This window comes from Vibrio sp. zbq_1, from assembly GCF_043102935.1.
In the GTDB taxonomy this organism is placed as follows: Bacteria; Pseudomonadota; Gammaproteobacteria; order Enterobacterales; family Vibrionaceae; genus Vibrio; species Vibrio parahaemolyticus.
Window position 1 is genome coordinate 362,088 of the sequence record NZ_JBICJH010000042.1, and the last position, 22,684, is coordinate 384,771.

General features: G+C 45.8%; 28 protein-coding genes. 11 read left to right on the plus strand and 17 right to left on the minus strand.

Annotated features, from left to right (window positions below):
• The 7 genes from ACF8CV_RS21425 to ACF8CV_RS21455 form a co-directional block, all read right to left on the minus strand.
• Entirely contained in the window at positions 1 to 1,104 is a 1,104-nt protein-coding gene (locus ACF8CV_RS21425) for a DegT/DnrJ/EryC1/StrS aminotransferase family protein (protein ID WP_025623990.1), read from the minus strand.
• Positions 1,097 to 1,567 (minus strand): acyltransferase, encoded by a 471-nt coding sequence (locus ACF8CV_RS21430; protein WP_005496835.1) that lies wholly within the window; start codon positions 1,565 to 1,567, stop codon positions 1,097 to 1,099. The genes ACF8CV_RS21425 and ACF8CV_RS21430 overlap by 8 nt, the downstream gene beginning before the upstream one ends.
• Entirely contained in the window at positions 1,545 to 1,964 is a 420-nt protein-coding gene (locus tag ACF8CV_RS21435) for an FdtA/QdtA family cupin domain-containing protein (RefSeq protein WP_021486846.1), read from the minus strand. The genes ACF8CV_RS21430 and ACF8CV_RS21435 overlap by 23 nt, the downstream gene beginning before the upstream one ends.
• Positions 1,965 to 2,831, minus strand: a complete 867-nt coding sequence (rfbA, locus tag ACF8CV_RS21440; protein ID WP_102623191.1) for a glucose-1-phosphate thymidylyltransferase RfbA — start codon at positions 2,829 to 2,831, stop codon at positions 1,965 to 1,967. It abuts the gene before it with no gap.
• On the minus strand, positions 2,831 to 3,895 hold the full coding sequence (rfbB, locus tag ACF8CV_RS21445) for a dTDP-glucose 4,6-dehydratase (protein WP_021451723.1): 1,065 nt from the start codon (positions 3,893 to 3,895) through the stop codon (positions 2,831 to 2,833). The genes rfbA and rfbB overlap by 1 nt, the downstream gene beginning before the upstream one ends.
• A gap of 92 nt (positions 3,896 to 3,987) precedes the next feature.
• On the minus strand, positions 3,988 to 4,698 hold the full coding sequence (locus ACF8CV_RS21450) for a 3-deoxy-D-manno-octulosonic acid kinase (RefSeq protein ID WP_005489691.1): 711 nt from the start codon (positions 4,696 to 4,698) through the stop codon (positions 3,988 to 3,990).
• 10 nt (positions 4,699 to 4,708) lie between these two features.
• A complete protein-coding gene (locus tag ACF8CV_RS21455; protein ID WP_005489604.1) occupies positions 4,709 to 5,116 on the minus strand; it encodes a diacylglycerol kinase in 408 nt (135 codons plus the stop codon).
• A gap of 107 nt (positions 5,117 to 5,223) precedes the next feature.
• Between ACF8CV_RS21455 and ACF8CV_RS21460 the strand changes: the two genes are divergently transcribed.
• From ACF8CV_RS21460 to ACF8CV_RS21470, 3 genes are read left to right on the plus strand one after another with little or no spacing between them, the layout of a single operon-like run.
• Entirely contained in the window at positions 5,224 to 6,279 is a 1,056-nt protein-coding gene (locus tag ACF8CV_RS21460) for a glycosyltransferase family 9 protein (RefSeq protein WP_025499281.1), read from the plus strand.
• Positions 6,280 to 6,314: 35 nt separating this feature from the next.
• Positions 6,315 to 7,082, plus strand: a complete 768-nt coding sequence (locus tag ACF8CV_RS21465; RefSeq protein WP_005481414.1) for a glycosyltransferase family 2 protein — start codon at positions 6,315 to 6,317, stop codon at positions 7,080 to 7,082.
• Positions 7,079 to 7,867, plus strand: a complete 789-nt coding sequence (locus ACF8CV_RS21470) for a glycosyltransferase family 2 protein (protein WP_023583813.1) — start codon at positions 7,079 to 7,081, stop codon at positions 7,865 to 7,867. Before ACF8CV_RS21465 ends, ACF8CV_RS21470 begins: the two co-directional genes overlap by 4 nt.
• Positions 7,868 to 7,915: 48 nt before the next feature.
• Here ACF8CV_RS21470 and ACF8CV_RS21475 read toward each other — a convergent pair whose 3' ends face one another.
• From ACF8CV_RS21475 to ACF8CV_RS21510, 8 genes are all read right to left on the minus strand, one after another.
• Positions 7,916 to 8,851 (minus strand): glycosyl transferase family 90, encoded by a 936-nt coding sequence (locus ACF8CV_RS21475; protein ID WP_005496821.1) that lies wholly within the window; start codon positions 8,849 to 8,851, stop codon positions 7,916 to 7,918.
• Positions 8,838 to 9,320, minus strand: coding sequence for a pantetheine-phosphate adenylyltransferase (coaD, locus tag ACF8CV_RS21480; protein ID WP_005462497.1), 483 nt, complete (start codon positions 9,318 to 9,320; stop codon positions 8,838 to 8,840). Before coaD ends, ACF8CV_RS21475 begins: the two co-directional genes overlap by 14 nt.
• 96 nt (positions 9,321 to 9,416) lie before the next feature.
• A complete protein-coding gene (mutM, locus tag ACF8CV_RS21485; RefSeq protein WP_138938347.1) occupies positions 9,417 to 10,226 on the minus strand; it encodes a bifunctional DNA-formamidopyrimidine glycosylase/DNA-(apurinic or apyrimidinic site) lyase in 810 nt (269 codons plus the stop codon).
• Positions 10,227 to 10,328: 102 nt separating this feature from the next.
• Positions 10,329 to 10,805, minus strand: coding sequence for a hypothetical protein (locus ACF8CV_RS21490; protein WP_021486880.1), 477 nt, complete (start codon positions 10,803 to 10,805; stop codon positions 10,329 to 10,331).
• Between the two features lie 175 nt (positions 10,806 to 10,980).
• The gene (rpmG, locus tag ACF8CV_RS21495; protein WP_004410866.1) at positions 10,981 to 11,151 is read right to left on the minus strand and encodes a 50S ribosomal protein L33; all 171 of its coding nucleotides are present in this window, start codon (positions 11,149 to 11,151) and stop codon (positions 10,981 to 10,983) included.
• Between the two features lie 13 nt (positions 11,152 to 11,164).
• The gene (rpmB, locus tag ACF8CV_RS21500; RefSeq protein ID WP_005467944.1) at positions 11,165 to 11,401 is read right to left on the minus strand and encodes a 50S ribosomal protein L28; all 237 of its coding nucleotides are present in this window, start codon (positions 11,399 to 11,401) and stop codon (positions 11,165 to 11,167) included.
• 303 nt (positions 11,402 to 11,704) lie between these two features.
• Entirely contained in the window at positions 11,705 to 12,379 is a 675-nt protein-coding gene (gene radC / locus ACF8CV_RS21505) for a DNA repair protein RadC (protein WP_005482037.1), read from the minus strand.
• A 113-nt stretch (positions 12,380 to 12,492) separates the two neighbouring features.
• Complete coding sequence (locus ACF8CV_RS21510; RefSeq protein ID WP_138938346.1) at positions 12,493 to 14,166, minus strand: methyl-accepting chemotaxis protein; 1,674 nt, start codon at positions 14,164 to 14,166, stop codon at positions 12,493 to 12,495.
• A 184-nt stretch (positions 14,167 to 14,350) separates the two neighbouring features.
• On the opposite strand from ACF8CV_RS21510, the gene coaBC reads away from it, so the two are divergent.
• The 3 genes from coaBC (at position 14,351) to ACF8CV_RS21525 (ending at position 17,257) form a co-directional block, all read left to right on the plus strand.
• A complete protein-coding gene (gene coaBC, locus ACF8CV_RS21515) occupies positions 14,351 to 15,550 on the plus strand; it encodes a bifunctional phosphopantothenoylcysteine decarboxylase/phosphopantothenate--cysteine ligase CoaBC (RefSeq protein ID WP_020839956.1) in 1,200 nt (399 codons plus the stop codon).
• Between the two features lie 160 nt (positions 15,551 to 15,710).
• Positions 15,711 to 16,301 carry a nucleoid occlusion factor SlmA gene (gene slmA / locus ACF8CV_RS21520; protein WP_043046348.1) on the plus strand — a complete coding sequence of 197 codons (591 nt, stop codon included), beginning with the start codon at positions 15,711 to 15,713 and terminating at the stop codon, positions 16,299 to 16,301.
• A gap of 5 nt (positions 16,302 to 16,306) precedes the next feature.
• On the plus strand, positions 16,307 to 17,257 hold the full coding sequence (locus ACF8CV_RS21525; RefSeq protein ID WP_005496814.1) for a Kdo(2)-lipid IV(A) acyltransferase: 951 nt from the start codon (positions 16,307 to 16,309) through the stop codon (positions 17,255 to 17,257).
• 60 nt (positions 17,258 to 17,317) lie between these two features.
• Here ACF8CV_RS21525 and pyrE read toward each other — a convergent pair whose 3' ends face one another.
• Both pyrE and rph read right to left on the minus strand, forming a co-directional pair.
• Entirely contained in the window at positions 17,318 to 17,959 is a 642-nt protein-coding gene (pyrE, locus tag ACF8CV_RS21530; RefSeq protein WP_005458955.1) for an orotate phosphoribosyltransferase, read from the minus strand.
• A gap of 104 nt (positions 17,960 to 18,063) precedes the next feature.
• Entirely contained in the window at positions 18,064 to 18,780 is a 717-nt protein-coding gene (gene rph, locus ACF8CV_RS21535) for a ribonuclease PH (RefSeq protein ID WP_005459025.1), read from the minus strand.
• 214 nt (positions 18,781 to 18,994) lie between these two features.
• On the opposite strand from rph, the gene ACF8CV_RS21540 reads away from it, so the two are divergent.
• The 5 genes from ACF8CV_RS21540 to ACF8CV_RS21560 all read left to right on the plus strand — a co-directional run bounded on the left by ACF8CV_RS21540 (position 18,995) and on the right by ACF8CV_RS21560 (position 22,668).
• Complete coding sequence (locus ACF8CV_RS21540; protein WP_015296114.1) at positions 18,995 to 19,861, plus strand: YicC/YloC family endoribonuclease; 867 nt, start codon at positions 18,995 to 18,997, stop codon at positions 19,859 to 19,861.
• Between the two features lie 315 nt (positions 19,862 to 20,176).
• Positions 20,177 to 21,427 (plus strand): site-specific integrase, encoded by a 1,251-nt coding sequence (locus ACF8CV_RS21545; protein WP_228209220.1) that lies wholly within the window; start codon positions 20,177 to 20,179, stop codon positions 21,425 to 21,427.
• A gap of 1 nt (position 21,428) precedes the next feature.
• Positions 21,429 to 21,761, plus strand: coding sequence for a hypothetical protein (locus tag ACF8CV_RS21550; protein WP_392417497.1), 333 nt, complete (start codon positions 21,429 to 21,431; stop codon positions 21,759 to 21,761).
• Positions 21,762 to 21,962: 201 nt separating this feature from the next.
• Positions 21,963 to 22,265: a type II toxin-antitoxin system HigB family toxin gene (locus tag ACF8CV_RS21555; RefSeq protein WP_001219935.1), complete on the plus strand. Its 303-nt coding sequence runs from the start codon at positions 21,963 to 21,965 to the stop codon at positions 22,263 to 22,265.
• A 31-nt stretch (positions 22,266 to 22,296) separates the two neighbouring features.
• Positions 22,297 to 22,668: a type II toxin-antitoxin system HigA family antitoxin gene (locus ACF8CV_RS21560; protein WP_000354815.1), complete on the plus strand. Its 372-nt coding sequence runs from the start codon at positions 22,297 to 22,299 to the stop codon at positions 22,666 to 22,668.
• Positions 22,669 to 22,684: the final 16 nt, after the last annotated feature.

Here is a 22,684-nt window from a genome sequence, read left to right on the forward strand (position 1 = left end):
TTAGGCCTCAAAAGAGTTCACTGCATCAACCACAACATTTCTCTCTTGCTCACTCAAGTAAGGCGACATCGGCAATGACAGCACCTCATTTTGCAACTGCTCCGTCAGCGGCAATGACAGATGACTAAACTCTTTATAAGCCTGCTGTTTATGCGGCGCTATCGGGTAATGTACTTGTGTCTGAATACCATGCTCTGATAAATGCTTCACCAATGCATCTCGGTTTGAACTGCGCACCACAAACAAATGCCATACATGGGCTTCAGGCTCAGCCACTTCCGGTAAGATAATATTCGGGTTGTTGATTTCACGTAAGTAAAATTCCGCCAACTCCTGACGCGCTTTCGTCTGCGCTGGAAGGTAGTTCAGTTTCACTGACAACATCGCCGACTGAATTTCATCCAAACGACTGTTCAAACCTTGATAAAGATTCTGGTATTTAACATGAGACCCGTAGTTACGAAGGGCACGCAAGGTTTCTGCCAGTTCATCATCGCTAGTCGTAATAGCGCCACCATCACCTAACGCACCTAGGTTTTTACCCGGATAGAAGCTAAAACCAGAGGCATCCCCCCATGCTCCAGACTTCTTACCAGCAAGTGTCGCACCATGAGACTGAGCGCTGTCTTCCAGCACAAGAAGGTTGTATTTTGTCGCCAACGCCATAATCGCTGGCATATCGGCTAACTGACCATACAAATGCACCGGCAAAATCACTTTGGTCTTTTCTGTAATCGCCGCTTCAATCGCTTCAGGACTGATATTGTGCGTCTGCTCATCCGGCTCCACAAACACCGGTACCAAGTCCGCTTCGGTGACCGCCAATACCGATGCGATATAGGTATTGCCCGGTACGATAACTTCATCACCTTTGTTAAGTTTGCCTAGCTCTCGCCAAGCCTTTAACGTCAGTGTTAAAGCATCTAAGCCATTCGCAACGCCTACACAGTGTTTAACTCCACAGTAGTCAGCAAATGCTTGTTCAAACTGTTCCGTTTCATTACCAAGAATGTACCAGCCAGATTCAATCACGCGTGCACAAGCTTGTTTTAATTCGTCTTCATACTGCGCATTTAGACGCTTAAGCTCTAAAAAATTAACCATTATTTTTCTCTACATAACGTACTATCTTGGCTGGATTCCCAACCACAACCGCATTGTCCGGCACTGAACGGGTGACCACACTCCCCGCACCAACCATCGCATTTTTTCCAATGGTTATGCCTGGCAAAATCGTGGCATTGGCGCCGATGGAGGCGCCTGACAGGATTTTTGTTTTCGGAAATGCCTCTGGCCATACTTTTGAACGTGGGAACTTGTCGTTCGTGAAAGCAGCTGCCGGGCCAATGAACACATCATCTTCAATTTCAATGCCATCCCAAAGATAAACGCCGCACTTTACAGTGACTCTATCTCCTAGGACCACATCATTCTCGATGAAGGTATGGGCACAGATATTACAGTCACGACCAATTTTAGCCCCAGCAAGGACCACGGCAAATTGCCAAATAGACGTCCCCTCACCAATCGTCGATGAAGCAACATCACTGAGTGCATGAATTCGCATGGGCTACCTCTTTAAGAAATGTGTCATAGTCACGGATATAATCGGCTTCATCATACAATTCACTAGCGACAACCATTAGCACACAATCTTCAGAAAAGTCGTGCATCTCACGCCATTTTAACCCTTTGATATGCAATCCTACATCGGGAGAGGAAAGCGTCACTGTCTCTTTCGTGGTGCCATCATCAATTAAGAAAGTCACGCAACCTTTCATACAAATAGCGACTTGCTCTAAGTCGTAGTGTGCATGAAACCCTCTCGCTAAACCGCTTTGTGTATCAAAGATGTAGTAAATACGTTTGATATCAAAAGGAATGTTTTTATGTTGCTCTAACGAGATTAATGAGCCTCGCTCATCACCCATTTTCTGAAAAGATATTAGCGGTATATTCGACATTTATTCTTCCAATAACTCTAGAAGATAGCGGCCATAATCGTTTTTAGATAAGGCTTTTCCTGCGGCTTGAATGTGCTCTCGCGTTAACCAACCGCGACGGAAGGCAATCTCTTCCAAGCATGCCACTTTATAACCCTGGCGCTTTTCTATGGTTTCAACAAAGTGCGCCGCTTCAAGCAAACTGCCATGCGTACCGGTGTCTAACCAGGCAAAGCCACGGCCTAATACGTCAACCGTCAACTTCCCTTGCTCTAAGTAAGCTTGGTTAATACTCGTAATTTCTAGCTCGCCACGATGGGACGGTTGAATAGTTTTGGCAATGTCCACGACGCGATTATCGTAGAAGTACAAACCAGTCACCGCATAGCTGGACTTCGGTTCAACCGGCTTTTCTTCAATCGAGATGGCTCGCATCTCATCATCAAACTCAACAACACCAAAACGCTCTGGGTCTTTCACTTTATACCCAAAGACCGTCGCACCTTCTGTTAATGCTGCGGCTTGCTGTAGCTTCGGCGAAAAACCTTGCCCATAAAAGATGTTGTCACCCAGCACCAAACATACTGAATCATCGCCAATGAACTCTTCACCTATGATGAAAGCTTGAGCTAAGCCATCTGGACTTGGTTGAATCGCGTATTGCAACTCAATGCCAAACTCTGAGCCATCACCCAATAGGCGCTGAAATCCTTCCTGGTCTTCTGGCGTGGTGATGATCAAGATTTCACGAATGCCAGCAAGCATGAGTACCGACAACGGGTAGTAAATCATTGGTTTATCATAAACCGGCAGTAACTGCTTAGAGACACCGCGTGTAATAGGGTAAAGGCGAGTGCCCGAGCCACCTGCTAAAATAATGCCTTTCATTATTCGCCCGCTCCTAATCGCTCTAAACTGTATGAACCATCAAGCACGCGTTGCCACCATTGCGGATTATTGAGGTACCATTCCACGGTTTTACGAATGCCGCTTTCAAAGGTTTCTTCTGGCGTCCAGTTAAGCTCTTGAGCAATCTTGGTCGCATCAATTGCGTAGCGCACATCATGACCTGGGCGATCTTTGACATAAGTGATCAAAGATTCATAAGACTCAACACCTGCCGGCTTGTCTGGTCGCAGCTCTTCAAGCAAAGCACAAATGGTTTTCACTACTTCGATGTTTGCTTTTTCGTTATGGCCTCCGATGTTGTAGGTCTCACCGATTTCACCTTCCGTCACGACTTTGTAAAGCGCGCGAGCATGGTCTTCCACAAACAGCCAATCTCGGATTTGCATGCCATCACCATACACAGGTAAAGGCTTGCCATCGAGGGCATTCAGAATCATCAGTGGGATCAACTTCTCTGGGAAGTGGTACGGACCATAGTTGTTTGAGCAATTGGTTACGAGTGTTGGGAGACCATAAGTACGCTGCCAAGCGCGTACAAGGTGATCGCTCGACGCTTTAGACGCCGAGTATGGGCTGCTTGGAGCGTATGAGGTGGTTTCGGTGAATAAATCATCCGTACCCTCTAAATCGCCATACACTTCATCCGTAGAAATATGATGAAAACGAAACGCCGATTTGTCCGCTTCCTCAAGGTTTGACCAATATTGACGCGCCGCTTCAAGAAGATGGTAAGTGCCCATGACGTTGGTCTCAATAAAAGCAGCAGGACCATCAATAGAGCGATCGACATGCGACTCAGCCGCTAAATGCATCACCATATCGGGTTGATGCTCTGAAAACACGCGGTCTAGTTCAGTTCGGTCACAGATATCCACTTGCTCGAAGTAATAACGGTCACTGTCCGCGACATCTACCAACGACTCCAAGTTTCCTGCGTAGGTGAGCTTGTCTAAATTAACGACGCTATCTTGGGTGTCACGAATAATGTGTCGAACGACAGCTGAGCCAATGAAGCCTGCCCCGCCTGTTACTAGTATTTTCATTGCAAATGTTACCTACTTTAATGGGTACTTTTAGTGGGTGTACCGAAATGCGCTATTGGATTGTCTCACGAATAACTGACAAAAAGCTCACTTTACGTATTTTCAGTATAACTTTTTTGTACATGATCAAAATCGGACGCTTGCCAAATGATTTGGCGTTTGAGCAGTTCTTTTTTGAATGAGCGAAGAAGCCTTTCTAAGTTTTGCTTTTTCCAGTCGCCATGCTCTTGTTTGCGGCACTTATCAAAATCAATAATCCACACTTTATCTTTGTCATCGATCAAGATGTTGTGGATATTCAGGTCTGTGTGATTAACGCCAGCGTTGTGCATTTTGGCAATTTCTTGCCCTATTTTTTGATACATTCCTTCCGGTAACGGTTTTTCCTGCAAGATACTGACCAGGTCTCTTGCGTTAGGAATGCGCTCACTCAATAAATCGGCCTGATATGTCAATCCAGATTTCACAGCTCTCGCAGCAATTGGCCTTGGCACATGAACGCCAGCATTAATCAGTGTAAGTAATAGTTGGAACTCTTGCGCACAACGCGTTTGCTCCCAACCTGAAAACCAATAATTGTCTTTAACTAACTTACCAAATAAACCCCCACGTCGATAATGACGCAGAGCGGCTTGCATCGTATCAAGCTGAACAAACCAAGTCGTACCACGCCCTGAAGCACTGCCAGTTACTTTGTTGGTGGATTGCCAATACTCGGCATCAAAAATAGGCTGACTAGGATCTTCAATAAGCTCCTCATCAAACCAAATGACTTGGTTGCTATCTCGATACTGCTGAATCATGTTGTAACCTCTAGCCTAGGTAGCGACTGGCCAATATGTATAGCCAACTAAAAGCTGCGAACGCCAACGCAACCATAACGGCTGCCGATCCTATATCTTTAGCGCGGCCACTTAATTCATGGCGTTCAACACCAATGCGATCTACCACCGCTTCTATCGCGGAGTTAATCAGTTCGACAATCAGAACTAATACCACGACACCAATCAATAAGATGCGCTCTATCATCCCGACATCAACCACGCACGCCAAAATCACAGCAATGCTTAGCAAAGCGAGCTCTTGTCGAACAGCAGCTTCATGTTTAAAAGCGGCTTTTAATCCCTGTATAGAATAACCTGTCGCTTTGATAATGCGCTTTACCCCAGTATTGCCTGGCTTTCCAGATTCTTGCGATTGATGCGGTGTTGTCTTTGACATTGCAGAACACTTATCGGTACTTCGTTATATTGGAGCCGTGTATTTTACATTTATTCGGGATGTCTGCATAATTTACCTGCCTCTATTCATCTAGTCAGACAATAATTATGTTCACTTCTGCCCCATCGTCATTATGCATCTTGCGTTTATCCGCTATTGGAGATGTGTGTAATACCATCGCTACTGTGCAAGCAATCCAGAAACAGTGGCCAACCACGCAAATAACTTGGATTACTGGCAAGTTGGAAGCTCAGTTGCTAGCGGCGATTGAGGGGGTCGAAGTCATTGTATTCGATAAAAAAGCTGGTTTAGATGGCTATAAAGCCTTGTGGAAACAGTTAAAGGGCCGAGAATTTGATGCTCTGTTACATATGCAATATGCGATTCGAGCGAGCGTCGCGACTTTGGGCATTAAGGCAAAATACAAACTTGGTTTTTCATCTGACAGAAGCCAAGATTTTCAAACACTATTCACCAATGTCAAAGTTCCCTCACCACAATCTCTGCACGTGGCGGATGGTTTGATGGCATTTGCTCATCAAATTGGCATCCCTAACACGGAGCTAGACTGGGCACTTTCCTACTCCGCACAAGACCAAGAGTGGGCAGAGAATCATGTTTCTTGCGACAAACCCAACCTACTGATTGTGCCAGGAGCCAGTAAAGCATATAAAAACTGGAATGCTGAAGGGTACATAGACGTCATCCACCATGCGAGAGCACAAGGTTGGAATGTAATTCTGGCTGGCAGCCCAGCTCAAGTCGAACTGGATTTGGCAGATGCCATTCAATCTCGACTGGAAGAGCCATGTCTAAATTTAGTTGGGCAAAGCTCAATCCTGCAAATGCTGGCTCTGATTGACAAAGTAGACATGGTCATCGCGCCTGATACCGGGCCAGCTCACATGGCAAGCGCCATGAACACACCGATCATTGGTTTATACGCCCACCATAATCCGGTTCGAGTGGGCCCATATCGCTATCTACAGTATGCCGTCTCAGTTTATGAGGAAGTCATCTTGGCTGAAACAGGAAAAACCAGCCAACAACTAAGCTGGAGAACTCGTGCGAAAGATGAAAAAGCAATGAATCGCATCACAAGCAAGCAAGTGATTACAATGTTCAATCAAGTCGTAGAAGATTTGTACCCGCAATACCAGTAAACTCCCTGTATAGATTTGTTAAGAAGGAAGTCAATTTGTCCAAGCCAACTTTAGCCGTTGCCTTAATCGTCAAAAATGAAGAGAAGCATTTAAAAGCTTGTCTAGACACCGTAAAAGGTTGGGTTGATGAGATTGTCATCCTCGACTCGGGCAGTACTGACCGCACTGAAGAAATTGCCCGACAATACACTGATAAGTTCTATACCAACTTAGACTGGCCGGGGTTTGGAAAACAACGCCAACTTGCGCAGCAATATGTTACGGCCGACTACGTATTGTGGTTAGATGCCGATGAACAGGTTACTCCTGAGCTAAAAGCAAGCATTTTACAGGCTGTTTCAGCAGATAAGCCGAACGTTTTGTATAAACTAAATCGACTTAGCTCAGCATTCGGAAAGTTCATCTACCATTCTGGCTGGTCTCCAGATTGGATTGTTCGCTTGTATCGCACTGAATATACGCACTACAACGATTCACTCGTGCATGAAAAAGTCGATGAGAAAAGCTATCAGACTGAAAAGTTAGATGGTCGATTGCATCACTACACTTACGAGCATCTTCATCATTACATCAATAAAACCACTGGTTACCTCAAGGCCTGGACGGATGAGCGTGAAGGTAAAAAGAAATCCGGCTTAACCACTGCAATTGTTCATGCTCTTGCCAGTTTTTTAAAAATGTACATCCTCAAGAGAGGCTTTCTTGACGGTAAACATGGCTTTATTCTGGCGTGGCTTAGCATGCACTCTACCTTTGTGAAATACATTGATCTTTACTTACGTGAACAGGCAAAGAAATCATGAAAACGACTTTAATAATCACCACTTATAACTGGAAAGAAGCATTAAAAGCGGTGTTAGAAAGCGTGAAACGTCAAACCGTTTTGCCTGACGAAGTGATTGTGGCAGATGATGGTTCTCGAGAAGACACCAAAGCAATGGTTGACCAAATGCGTGAAGGTTTTCCGGTTCCACTGATTCATAGTTGGCACGAGGATAATGGCTTCCAGCTTTCCATGAGCCGTAACCGTGCAATCGCTAAAGCTTCAGGTGATTACCTGATCATGGTCGATGGCGATATGGTGTTGTCACAAACTTTTATCGAATCCCACAAACGCGTGGCAAAACCAAATTGGTTTGTTCAAGGCGGTCGAGTTCTGACTGACGAAGTGTGCAGCCGTGAAATTATGGAAAACGGATTGGTTCCTTCGGTGTTTAGCAAAGGGATCCGCAACCGCAAGAACTGCATCACAAACTCACTGCTATCGAACTGGTTCTCATACGAACGCAACAACGATAAAGCAACTCGCGGCTGTAACATGGCGTTTTGGCGACAAGATGTCATCGAGGTGAATGGCTTCAACCAAGATTTTGTTGGATGGGGACGCGAAGACAGCGAGTTTGTTCATCGCATGTTGAATGCGGGCAAATCACGTCTGTACCTAAAATTCGCAGGTGTAGGCTACCACTTGTACCACGTAGAAAACTCTCGCGCGTCATTGGGCCAAAACGATGAAATCTTAGAGAACACCATTAAAAACAAGCTTAAGCGTTGTGAAAATGGTGTTGACCAATTTCTAGAAGCTTAAAAACTTTGGAAGCTTATAAAAATATGAAAGGGGCGTTTCGCCCCTTTTTTATTGTTGTTGAGATAAGGTGAAGTACTTATCGGCAACCATTAATGAGATCAAACGCTCTTTACGTTTATCTTTGAACTGCTCAACCCATTGGTGCGCATTCTCAATGATCGCTAATGCTTCTTGCTCATTCGCTAAGTAATAGTCCATCTTTTCAGGCAAATCTGAATAATCATCCTGCACTTCAACATAGTGTATGCCAGCTTCTAGCTTACCTTCCATAAACCACGTTTCGTACTTAGGTTTCGACATAATAACCAATGAGTTAGAGGACATTGCCCACTTCAGGTTAGTTGCGACATCATTACCTTCAATACACAGCAAAAACTTGTATTGAAGTTGCTCCTCAATACTCATGAAGCCTTTTTCCCAAGGCTGTCCTTCTTGCGGTCGAGTTTGACCTATATTGCAACGGGGATGGTCATAGAACGCTTGTATCACCTTGCAACGGTGCGGTTGGAAACCGACACCTCGCCACGCCACCATATCTTTCTTATCGTGGTAGCTCATTTCGTCATCAATAAATTTGAAATGACGAATTTGATTCAGCTTTAAAACGACAGAATTCTGATTGTCGCCGTGGATAGGGCGACTTTTAATAAAGCTCGGAACATTGGGAATATGCGTCACATCGCCATTGATGTAGTTGAATGTAAACTCAGACGGGAAATAGCGTATGACTTGGCGCGTATCGAAAAAATAAGTCCAACCTTTTGTTTTTTTGAATTCTCCAATTTTAGCGTAACTCTGTTCTCGGCTATCGACCGCAAATGGTTGCCCACACTTGTTGTAATAATTTACTCGCTCAAGACAGTACTGCTTCTCCGCTTCAGTCAGAGTAGAAAGTAAACGCTTTGCCTGTGCTCGATATACAAAACGAGGAACCAGCATCGAAAGTGCGTTTGAGAAATAATAAGGAAACTTACTGTCTTTCATTTACTTTCTTCTCAATAGCGTTAGCAACGGCCGCGGGAACGAACTGCTCAATACTGCCGCCATGGATAGCAACTTCACGCACGATGGTCGAAGATAAAAAGGCAAACTCTTCTTCTGGAGTCAGAAATACACTCTCAATCCCAGGTAGTAGTTTTCGATACATGTTAGTCAAACCAAACTCATACTCAAAGTCGACTGTCGTTCTTAACCCACGAATCAGCACTTTGGCTTGTTCTTGGCGAGCAAAATCCACTAACAATCCAGAAAACCCTTTTACTGTCACGCCAGGTAAATGTGCCACTACCTCTTCCATCAAAGCGACGCGCTCTTCCAATGTGAACATAGTGTTCTTTGAAGGGCTTGCAGCTACTCCAATAACGACTTCATCAAACATTTCATGAGTGCGCTCGATAAGATTTAAGTGACCATTGGTCACTGGATCAAATGTACCTGGGTAAATGACTTTCATAGGATGTACTGATCTATTCAAAATTGTATGAATTATTGAAGGAAAGGTCGGCGATTACAACTGCTTGATGGCAATACACCGTACGCGATCGTATTTCTATTGCTGACACTCATTACAGAAGAAGGTATTACGTTGGCCAATTTTTAGCTCTTGAAGCGGCTCTCCACATTCTGGGCAAGGCTCACCCGCTTTTCCATACACTAGAAGTTCTTGAGCAAAATAACCCGGCTTGCCATCGGCTTGAGCGAAGTCTTTTAAAGTCGTACCACCTTGGTTAATCGCAATTTTTAGCGTGGCTTTGATGTTTTCCACTAACAGCCCCCACTCTTGGGGTGTCACTTGACCTGCTTGTCGGGTTGGGAGAATACGAGATTTAAACAGAGATTCATTGGCGTAGATATTCCCAACGCCAACCACGACTTTGTTGTCCATGATGAACTGCTTTACCGCGACACGCTTACCTTGTGCTTTATCAGCAATGTACTCGCTATTAAACGCATCAGTTAGAGGCTCTGGTCCCATATGCTCAAGTACCGCATGGGACTCACCAGGAGCGCACCATAGCCAAGCACCAAAGCGTCGAGGGTCGTTATAACGCAGCACTTTACCATTTGTAAGTTTGAGATCGACATGATCGTGCTTAGCCGCAGGAAAATCAGCATCCAACACACGTAACGAGCCTGACATTCCAAGGTGCACAATGGCAGTCCCTGCATCCGTTTCTATGAGCAAATACTTTGCGCGACGATGAATGGCTCGAATCACTTGCCCTTCAAGCAATTTCAGCTCTTGCGGGATATCCCAGCGCAGTTTGGGGGTGCGAAAAACAAATGCCTCAATCGTTTGTCCAACCATATGTGGACTAATACCCATCCGGCTTACTTCAACTTCTGGTAATTCAGGCATTTAATTCTCCTTAAAACACTCAAAGCCTTACTGAAAGGCAGTTAGCATAATCGAAAAGTACAAGCGTAAACACTGCTTACCTACGAGGTTATTGACCACCTCTCACTTAGGCATGATGTAATTGCTATCAACAGAAATCGCGATCCACTTGTCTTGCCAATTCTTGAACAACCAAAAATCATGAAGACGATAAAGAGTAATTCGCTGCGGTTCTTCGACGCCTTGATACCAGACTTCGATGGTTTCTGGTGTGCCTAACTTATCTTTAAGAGTGTCGTATTGCTGCGCAGATAACTCCGTACCTTCGAGCGCTTGCCAGCGAGCAATAAGTTCAGATAGAGGGAGAGGAACATCTGCATTCGCATGCCATCGCCCATCGCGAAACTCCAATTCAAGACTATTGGAATAAATAGCGCTAACCGAATGATCAGTTCGAAGTAAATGCGGATAAGGATCAACATTCTCTGACAACAAGTACGTTTTGATCCACATCGGCGCATTTAAGATCACGATAAACGCGATAATGCCCAATATTAGAATATTGTTCCAACGGCGACGGCGAGTCGGACTAATACGCATAACGGTTCCTACTATCTTAGTTCTAGTGACAAACTAACAAAGGTTACAGGAATTGACTAGAGCATCAGCATGTAAACATGGTGAAGGTGGATTTGAAGGAATAGTGAGGATTTCAGATAATAAAAAACCCAACTCGAAAGTTGGGTTTTTCAAATCGTCAAAGAGACAAAACCAATTATTTGATTTTAGCTTCTTTGTACATAACGTGCTGGCGTACAACTGGATCAAATTTCTTGATCTCAAATTTGCCTGGCATGTTACGCTTGTTCTTATCAGTTGTGTAGAAGTGGCCTGTACCTGCTGAAGATACTAGACGGATTTTCTCACGAACGCCTTTCTTTGCCATTGCCTATTTCCTCTTAAACGTTTTCGCCACGTGCACGGATATCAGCAAGAACAGTATCGATACCTTTCTTGTCGATGATGCGCATACCTTTTGCAGTAAGGCGTAGTTTAACAAAACGTTTTTCGCTCTCTACCCAGAAACGATGAGTTTGTAGGTTCGGCAGAAAACGACGCTTAGTAGCATTTCGTGCGTGTGAACGGTTGTTACCCGTTACTGGACGCTTACCAGTTACTTGGCATACTCGTGACATGAATGTCTTCTCCAAAATCGTTTCAGCTCGATATCAACCTTGGTGGCCGAACCTCTCTATCTCTCGAAAAGAAGTTAGAGGTTAAGAACCGCTATGGAAAATCCATACAAGGCTATCAAAGGTCGCGCATTATACTAACTTGATATGCATTGCTCAAGACCCGAACAGATCCTTTTTACAGGTTTTCGTGATCTTTTTTTAGACAGCAGGTTTTTTCTAGCAGTCCAAGCTGAATTCAGTTAAAAATTTAGTGGCGAGGATGATAGCAGATTTTTAGCAACTAACAACCTAAAAAACGCACAGTTATATCCATCCTCTTTCAGCAAAAGAGACACTTTCCCCATCGCCAATAACGAAATGGTCCAAAATGCGAATATCCACCAGCGCCAACGCATCAATTAATCGCCTTGTAATCCTGCGGTCTGCCTGGCTTGGCTCGGCGACACCGGACGGGTGGTTATGCGCCAAAATCAAAGCAGCCGCGTTGTGGTGCAGGGCTCTTTTTACTACTTCTCTAGGGTAAACTGATGCGGCATCCAAGGTTCCTTCGAATAAAATCTCATCTTTTATTACTCGGTGTTGGTTATCGAGGAAAAGAATGTAAAAAGCCTCTCTTTGGCGGTCTCTTAATATAGAGGAAAGATATAATTTAGTTTGCTCAGGGCTGGTTAAGGCGTCGCCACGCTTGAGGGTTTCCGCCAAATATCGCTGAGTCATTTCTAACACCGCTTGCAATTGCACATATTTGGCCTGCCCTAACCCTTTATGCTGACAAAACTCTTGTTCTGAAGCAGAGAACAGCTGCCTAAGCGAACCAAAATCTTGAATAAGGAAATCGGCCAACTCAATCACGTTCATACCTTGCGTACCCGTACGGAGGAATATCGCCAGTAATTCGGCATCGGTTAACGCCTGCGGCCCACGTTGCAGAAGTTTCTCTCGTGGCATCGACTCATTTGGCAAAGCTTTGAGTATCATCGGAACTCTCTTTGAAGGTAAGAATCCCTATTCCACAAAACAGAAAGCGAAAGTCGAGGGTGACTTTCGCTTTCTTCGTTCCACACTGATTTTATGTGCAATTTAATGGTTCATCAGAGTTTAAAGTTGCCGACCAGATCGTGAATTTCCGTGCCGGATTGTGACAACTGAGTGCTGATCGTTTCTGCGTATTGCAAGGTGTCATTGATGTTGTTGACGATCTGTTGAATCGCCACCAAGTTCTGGTTGATGTCTTCCGCCACCGCACTTTGTTCTTCTGCCGCTGATGCGGTTTGAATTCCCATATCTCGAATTGTACCAATAGAATGGTGGACACCAGACAAAGACTGTTGAATCAGTGCCGACTCTTCAGCCGTTTTCACGCCGCGTTCTTGACTGGCGGACATAGTCGTGACGGCTCGATATACCCCACTTTGTAGCTGTTTAAGCATATCGCCAATTTCATGAGTGCTATTTTGCGTACGGCTCGCTAGTGAACGTACTTCATCGGCCACCACTGCAAATCCACGCCCTTGCTCGCCCGCTCGCGCGGCTTCAATTGCCGCATTGAGCGCCAATAAGTTGGTCTGCTCAGCAATCTCGCCAATCACATCCAATACTTTGGTAATCTGCTCCGTTTGCTGACTCAACTCAGAGATAGCATCCGATGTACTGTTGATCTCTGTAACCAACTCAGTAATGCCTTGAATCGCTTGTTCAACCTCTCGCTGGGCTTCGGTGACCTGATCGTTCGCATCGTCAATGGCCTGCGCAGTGGCATTTGTATTGCTCGCGACTTCTTTTGCCGTCATGCTCATCTCTGTTACGGCTGTCACCACTTTATCCGTTTCCAAACAGTGACTCTGCATTTGACCGCTCGCTGTGCGCGTTTGATCATTCAGTTCTTCAGAAACTGTTTGAACGGCAGAAGCAGATTTATGAATGTCCTGCATCAGTGGGTGAAGTTTATCCATAAACTCATTAAAGGCAGCCGCGACTTCGCCAACTTCGTCTTTACTTTCCACTTTTAGACGCGCAGTTAAGTCACCGCCACCCGCAGCAACATCTTTGAGAGAATCGGCGACGTGCTGAAGTGGTTTAATGCCTTTCGAAACAGCAATGCTGGTTAAGATGCTGGTAATAATCAGGCCAATCACCGAGATTGTCACCGCAGATAAAGTGTGTTGATTTAACTCTTGCGTGCGCAATTCACGCTGCATGACAACTTGTTGGTCGATGTCATCAATGTAGATCCCAGTACCAAGCACCCAGTCCCATTTTTGTAGATACTCAGCGTAACCCAATTTCGGTGCCTGAGCGTTGATGGTTGGTTTGTGCCAAGAGAAATACAAAAAGCCATCACCTTTTTGCGACGCATCAATCAAGCCAGCAATCACCGCTACGCCATTTTCATCTTTAAGGTCATACAGATTTTTACCTTCCAGCGACGGTTTGATGGCGTGTAAGGTATTGATGCCTTGAGAATCATACGCGAAAAAGTACCCATCACTTTCAAAGCGCATCGCTTTTAAGATTTCTTTCGCCGCTTGTTTATTATTGCCATTAACGTCAGAGTCATACAGCGGCTTAATCGCCGTTACACCCATCATCATGTAGGCTTTTAGCTCTTTCTTACGCGCATCAATAAGCTCCTGTCTGTCTCGAACGAGCTCCGCCTCCAAACTCTTACTGCTGTTGATGTAATACACCACAGAGATCAATGTCGTGATCAACAACAGAGGAATTAAGGTTATCAGCAGCAATTTGTTTCGACTTTTCAACACCATGTTTGTACCACCTCTTTTTTCTTTTCAATCTTGCAAAATCAGCTCAAATTATCTGTGAGATAGGCGGGAGTTTTTTCTCCACTTGCGCAACTAATGCTGTGGAGTTTGATGTGGATTTGATTTGCTTGGGTGCTGAAACAGTCCGTTATGCTAAACTCGCTGCCAGAAAAATTGGAGATCTCACATGCAAACACTAGCAGGAAAGAAAATTCTACTCGGCATCAGTGGCGGTATTGCCGCGTATAAATGTGCGGAGCTAACCCGTCGCCTAATAGAGAGAGGGGCACAAGTTCAAGTCGTCATGACGAAAGCTGCAAAAGAGTTTATTACTCCGTTAACCATGCAGGCCGTCTCAGGACGACCAGTATCCGATAGCTTGCTCGATCCGGCGGCTGAAGCGTCAATGGGTCACATCGAGTTAGCTAAATGGGCGGATTTAGTGCTGCTTGCTCCTGCTACGGCAGACCTCATTGCTCGTATGTCAGCTGGCATGGGCAATGATTTATTGACGACGTTAGTGTTGGCAACGGATTCGCCTGTTGCGGTATCTCCAGCAATGAATCAGCAAATGTATCGCAACATCGCGACGCAAGAGAACATTGCGACTCTAGCTCGCCGCGGTATGCACATTTGGGGTCCAGCAGCAGGTGAACAAGCCTGTGGTGATGTTGGTCCGGGTCGAATGCTTGAACCAATGCAATTGGTGCATCTGTGTGAGCAGTTTTTCCAACCTAAAGTCTTGGAAGGCAAGTCCATTCTGATCTCAGCAGGCCCAACGCGAGAAGCCATCGACCCAGTGCGTTACATTACGAACCACAGCTCCGGGAAAATGGGGTATGCACTAGCAAACGCTGCCGCGCAGTTAGGCGCAAAAGTCACGCTAGTGAGCGGCCCTGTCAACCTGAGCACACCGATGGGAGTGGAGCGCATTAACGTGTCTAGCGCACAAGAAATGTATGAGGCCGTGATGGCTCAAGCCATCAGTCACGACGCGTTCATCAGCTGCGCAGCAGTAGCGGATTATCGACCAGAGGCCATTGCGTCTCAAAAGTTGAAAAAGACGGCAGACAACGATCAGATGACCATCAAAATGGTGAAAAACCCTGATATTGTAGCGTCCGTCGCAGCACTGACTGATAAGCGCCCATTTACGGTAGGTTTTGCAGCAGAAACCAACGATGTCGAAACTTATGCCCGAGGAAAGTTAGCGAAGAAAAACCTCAATATGATCTGCGCTAACGATGTGTCAGTCGAAGGCCAAGGCTTCAATAGTAATGACAACGCCATCACCCTATTTTGGCCTGATGGTGAGCTTGCATTAGCTCTAGAGTCAAAAGAAGCCCTGAGCTTCAAAATCCTCGAGAAAATGCGTGAATTGATGTAATTCGCACTTATTTTCTAATTAAGAACTGGCACAAATTTAGTCTAAACATGACAACTGAGGGTGTTAAATCTCCCATTCCGCCCTCAGCAGTCTAGTGTGATGCGACTTAGCATCTTATAATCCCCTCCGCTCAACTTTGTATTTTGAAAGGAAGTAACTAATGGCCGGCAGTAAAAAATCCAATCGTCGTGAAGAGATCTTGCAAGCATTAGCACAAATGCTTGAATCTACAGAAGGCGCTTCACGCATTACTACGGCAAAATTGGCAAAACAAGTCGGCGTCTCCGAAGCCGCGTTGTACCGTCATTTCCCAAGTAAAGCTCGCATGTTTGAAGGTTTGATTGAGTTCATCGAAGAAGCCTTGATGACTCGCATCAACCGCATTTTAGATGACGAGAAAGATACACTAGAGCGTATTCGTATGGTAATGCACCTGATTCTTGCATTTTCAGAACGTAACCCAGGCTTGACACGTATTCTGTCTGGTCATGCTTTAATGTTTGAAAACGAACGTCTACGTGAACGCATCAACCAGCTGTTTGAACGTATCGAAACCCAACTACGTCAGATTCTGCGTGAGCGTAAAATTCGTGAAGGTAAATCTTTCCCTGTAGAAGAGCGTATTCTTGCTGCGCAAATTCTTGGGCAAGTTGAAGGCAGCCTGAACCGTTTTGTGCGCAGCGATTTCAAGTACCAACCTACTGCAAACTTTGACGAGTATTGGGCACTACTCAGTGCACAAATTAAGTAGAGATTATGAGTAAAGACAAATACACACAGCCCGAGTTTTCTCTTTCCCTTCTCCATCCTCGTAACTGGGGAGTTTGGCTTGGTTTTGGTCTACTGGCTATCATCGTCAATATTCTTCCTTATCGCCTATTACTGTCTTTGGGGCGCTCACTTGGCAAGCTAGGCATGCGCTATGGCAAAAAGCGCGTGCATATCGCGAAGCGCAACCTTGAACTGGCATTCCCCGCGAAAACGCCAGAAGAAGTGCAACATATCGTGGAAGAAAACTTCAAGAATACCGGGATGGCACTGATCGAAACCGGTATTACATGGTTTTGGCCTACATGGCGCTTCAAAACGCTCATTGTCGAGAAAGACATCCACGCTCTAAAAGAAAAAGGCGCGGAAGGGAAAGGCGTATTGTTGTGTTGTGTGCACGCTCTTAACTTAGAAATTACCGCGCGAGCTTTTGCTGTTTTAGGTGTTGCGGGTTACGGCGCATTTCGTCCTCACAACAACCCAGCGTACAACTTCATCCAATATTGGGGGCGCACGCACAACGGCAACAAACTGATTGATCGCAAAGATGTGAAAAAGATGATTCGTGTACTGCGCAGCGGCGAGCGTTTGTTCTACTTACCTGACCACGATTACGGCCGCAATAAATCGGTCTTCGTGCCGTTTTTTGCCATTGATGACGCTTGTACAACAACCGGCACCAGCATTTTAGCCTACACATCAAAATGCGCGATCATTCCAGGTTCTGGTTTCCGCAATGACGAAGGCAAATACGAAATCATCGCTGATAAGTGCATTGAAGCCGATTACCCACAAAAAGATGAAGTGGCTGCAGCGGCTTACATGAACAAGTACGTGGAAGAAGTGATTTTGCGAGCACCTGAGCAATGGATGTGGCTGCACAAACGCTACAAAACCATGCAAGATGAAAACGAGCCCAAAGGCATTCGCTACAAGTAAATCGCAAAAGAAAAGGTATCCGATTGGATACCTTTTTTATTGAATTGAAAAAGTGGGAAATTAGATGCCGTATTCCGCGCGGTATGCTTTCACCGCTTCAAGATGCTCGGTCGCGTTACCTTTTTCTTCAAGGTAAGTGATTAAGTCACCCAAACTCACGATAGAAATCACCGCACAACCGAAGTCGCGCTCAACTTCCTGAATCGCAGAAAGTTCGCCTTTGCCTTTCTCTTGGCGGTCGATAGCCACTAATACGCCAGCCAGATCTGCACCATTCGCCTTGATGATTTCCATCGATTCACGAATCGCGGTACCCGCTGTAATCACGTCATCCACCAGCATGATACGACCTTCTAAAGCAGAACCGACTAGATTACCGCCTTCGCCGTGATTTTTTGCTTCTTTACGGTTGAAGCAGTAAGGCGTATCGATATCGTGGTGATCCGCAAGTGCAACCGCCGTAGTTGTCGCGATTGGAATCCCTTTGTACGCAGGGCCGAATAGAACATCGAATTCGATACCAGAATCCGCAAGTGCTGCCGCGTAGAAACGACCAAGACGCGCTAGGTCACGGCCTGTATTGAAAAGACCAGCGTTAAAGAAGTACGGGCTTTTACGGCCAGATTTCAAAGTAAACTCACCAAACTTAAGAACTTCTTTCTCAAGTGCAAACTCAATAAATTCACGCTGGTATGCTTTCATTATTTTCTCTCTATTTCCTTGGTTTCTTTTATCTCTTCTCGGCAATCATTCAATTCTCTAATCCCGAGATAAAAAAATAGCCCCCATAATGGGAGCTATCTAAATCAATTGGCTAACGCCGCCTTCTGCGCCGCAACGATTTCCGTAATGCCGACTTTCGCCGATTCGAGTAATGCCATCAGCTGTTCATGACTGAACGGTTCACCTTCTGCGGTGCCCTGAATCTCAATCATCTTACCTTCTTCTGTCATCACAACGTTCATGTCGGTGTCTGCTGCTGAATCTTCAACGTACTCAAGGTCACACAGCACTTCATCACCAAGCAAACCAACTGATACTGCCGCTACGTGGCCTTTCATTGGGTTTGCTTTTAGCTTGCCACTATCGACTAGATGTTGGAATGCATCTGCCATTGCAACGCTTGCACCACTGATTGATGCAGTACGTGTGCCGCCGTCAGCTTGAATTACATCACAGTCAACCGTGATCATGAATTCGCCCATAGCTTGCAAATCGACAACTGCACGTAGGCTACGCGCGATAAGGCGTTGGATTTCCATTGTACGGCCACCCTGCTTACCGTTTGCCGCTTCACGGCGAGTACGCGAGTGAGTCGCACGAGGTAGCATGCCGTATTCAGCGGTCACCCAGCCTTTACCTTGGCCTTTTAACCAACGTGGCACTGATTCTTCGACGGTCGCATTACACAACACTTTGGTGTTACCGAACTCAACTAACACTGAACCTTCAGCGTAAGCCGTGTAGTTACGAGTAATTTTGATTGGGCGAACTTGGTCCGCCTTGCGATCGTTTGGACGCATGGGCATCTACCTTAAATAATGAGGAGAAGACGATTTGGTTGGGCGAAGATTATAGCGGAATCGATTTCGGATTCCTAGGTCATAGCTTCACTCCCTCTAAACATTTCCTGGGAGCATATTTGCGAGACACTGATGTAAGACAGCCCGCGCACCTCTTGCCGCTCCGTGATACACTCTCTAGGTAATTTTCAAAAAATGAAGACAGGAAAATTCGATGATTTACAGTATGACTGCGTATGCGCGCAAAGAAGTAAAAGGCGACTGGGGCTCAGCGGTATGGGAAATCCGCAGTGTAAACCAGCGTTACCTAGAAACCTATTTCCGCATGCCAGAACAATTCCGAGCTTTGGAACCAGTTCTACGCGAGCGTTTTCGTAAACGTCTAGCGCGAGGAAAAGTGGAATGTAGCCTTCGTTTCGAAGCGAACCCTGCAGCAAAAGCCGAGCTTAGCATCAACGAAGCGTTGGCAACCCAAGTGATTAAAGCTGCTGAACAAGTTATGCACATGACTGGTGAGCTCAGCCGCATCAATCCATTTCAAGTCATGCAATGGCCTGGTGTGATGGAAACTCCAGAGCAAAACATGGATGAGGTCAACAAAGAACTGCTTGCTGCATTTGATGAAGCAATTAGTGAATTTATTGAAGCGCGTGGTCGTGAAGGCGACAACATGAAAGCGCTGATCGAACAACGCCTAGACGCGATTACCGCAGAAGTGGTGAAAGTTCGAGCTCGCATGCCTGAAATCCTAGAATGGCAACGTGAGCGTCTATTCTCAAAATTTGAAGATGCGAAAATTGAACTGGATGCTTCTCGTGTAGAACAAGAGCTTATCTTGCTAGCGCAAAAGTCAGACGTTGCAGAAGAGCTGGATCGTCTGGATTCTCACGTGAAAGAAACGACCAACATCCTGAAAAAAGGTGGCGCAGTCGGTCGTCGTCTGGATTTCATGATGCAAGAATTCAACCGTGAGTCAAACACGCTCGCTTCTAAATCGATCAGCACCGACATCACTGCGTCGGGTGTTGAACTGAAAGTTCTGATCGAACAAATGCGCGAACAAATTCAAAACATAGAATAGTTTTTTCACCCGTCCAAGAATGTCTTAGAAGCCCTGTTATTTGCTTGTAAATACAGGGCTTTTTTATTTTTCCCGTCCAAATCGGTTTGCAGATGTCCGTTACCAACTGCCTGTTTAGTGGTGGGCAGAATGGTGGGCAGCCCCCTCATTTTGGCTCAATAAGCGTTTTGCGGTGAGCAAATTGGTGGGCAGTAAGTTACCCAATTTTCGCATTTAACTCGCCACCACAACAGGTTAGCTGCTGATTCAATAAGCAAATCGGTGGTGGGCAGCCATTATTGCCCCCTCCATTATTTCAGCAACTATGGAGTAAACATGGGAAAACTCACAGCAAAACAGGTTATTGCATACAGCAAAGCCGACCCAAAAAAATATTCAGATGGTGAAGGTCTATACTTTTGCGTCCGCAAACAAGGCTCGCCTTACTGGATGATCCGCTACACCACAGCCAAAGGAAGACGAGAAGCAACCTTGGGGCAATTTCCTTTAATGTCGTTGGCAGACGCCAGAATTGCCGCCGCATACTTTCGAAAAGAAGTACGCGACGGCGTAGATCCTCTTCTAGAAAAACAGAAAATCGAGTTACCTGACATTGAAACCGTGGATCAACTGTTCCATGACTGGTATCGAACCGATCTGAGCCGACGACTTAAGCATCCCAAGATTCCGTATCGGGTTTACACCAAAGACATAAGCCCAGTCATTGGCATTAAGGGTATTGCTGAGGTGACCGCACGCGATGTACGCGAAGTATTAGAGCGCATTCGAGAAAGTAACCGCCCTACCATTGCCAACGATACCTTGATGTACATGAAGCAGCTGTTTCGACATGCGATAAAGCTCGACTTAACCCTGAACAACCCAGCCGCAGCATTTACCGTGGACGATGCAGGGGGCGTGGAGTCCAGTAAAGACAGGATGCTCAGCAAAGAGGAAATTCACTACGCCTTTAGCGTGTTTCATACCCATATCAATAGCTTTGGCCGCGACAACTACCTCGCTTGCTGTCTTTTTTTGGTATTGGGCGTACGCAAAAGCGAACTTTGCGAAGCCATGTGGCGTGAAATGGATTTAACCACAGGCGTGTGGGATCTGCCCAAAGAACGCAGCAAAACCGGCGTACCCATTAGCATCCCCTTACCGCGCCAAGCCATTGCCTGGTTTAACGAGTTGCAAATCCGCGCTTGTGGCTCGCCTTATGTTTTCCCAGCCAGACGAGCAAGCCATCGTCCGCATATGGGGCCAGATACGCTAAACCGGGCCATTTCTAAACTCTTTGGTCGCGAGCCTGGGCGCAAAAAACAGCCTCCCAATAAAATGGGCAAACTTGAACACTTCACCGTACACGATTTGCGCCGCACCTTTCGCAGCCTTGCCGCCTCTTTGGGCATTGCAGGCAATGTGGCCGAACGCTGTCTTAACCATAAGCTAAAAGGCGTTGAGGGTATCTACGACCGCCACGATTACTTTGAAGAGCGCCGTATTGCCCATCAAACCGTGGCTGATGTGGTTGAACCGCTAGTGAACTTTGAGCCACATTCGCAACAGCACGCAGGAGGGCATTAACATGCAATTTATGATGCGACTCGCCCCCATTACCTTTCCAATAGCCGTGCTGGCAGGGTTTGGCTGGTGTATTGGCATTGCCCTACTCGAACAGTCTCATGGTATAGGCTACGCACTGACTCGGCATTGCCTGATGGTATTCGTGGTACTCGCTCCTTGGCTGATACTAAAGCTCATGTTCTACGTGATTGTCAGTTTAGGACGCAAACTGGGGCTCATCCCGCCTGCACGTCCAACGCACAGCTTGGGGTATGAAGAATCACTCTATTGGTTCAGAGTATTGGCCTTCTTCGATGGCAAACGCAGCCGCATGCCGAAAAGGCCCATCAGGTGAAACTAACAAGCCCACATTTGCTCACTTACCGTGGGCAGTTGGGACAATGGGGCAACACTTGATATGCCGAGCTTTAGAGGGTGAATAAGAGGGATGTGAACCGCCCCAAGGAATGGGGCAATTGGGGATGCGGTAAAAACTCCTAACCGCATCAAAAATACCAAACTTGCAAAAGTCCCAATATGGGACTACCATCTATTTATGAGAATTATCGCACTATCAACCTTAAAAACATTTTGGGAAGACAGCCCAGAATACATTGATGCTAAAGAGCCAACTTTAGCGTGGTATAGGCATGCATTAAACGCTGATTGGGGATCACCGTCGGATGTGAAACAGGACTTTAGAAATGCCAGCATCCTCAAAGATGGGCGTGTCGTGTTTAACATTGCCGGTAATAAATACCGGTTAGTTGTTTGGATCAATTATGCCTACAAAGTGGTTTACATACGGTTTATCGGCAGCCATGCGCAATACGATAAAATTGATGTGCAAACGATTTGAAGCCAAAAGGTAGTAACAAGAGGTAAATATAATGGACATCAGACCTATTAAAACAGATGCCGACTACCGCGCGGCATTAAACGACATCGAAAACCTAATGATGGCGGAGCCTGATACCGTCGAAGGCGAAAAGCTGGACATTTTGGTTACGTTAGTTGAAGCCTACGAAGCAAAGCATTTTCCAATGGATTTGCCAGACCCTGTTGAGGCAATAAAGTTTGAGATGGAGCGCAAAGGCTTAACGGTTAAAGATCTTGAACCCATGATAGGTAAAAGCAATCGTGTTTATGAAATCCTAAACCATAAGCGATCACTCACGCTAAAAATGATTTGGAAACTTCATGAAGGGCTAGGTATTCCAGCAGAGTCACTGATCAAGCCACCGCAAGTTCGCGCTTCATAGCGCTGCACATAAAAAT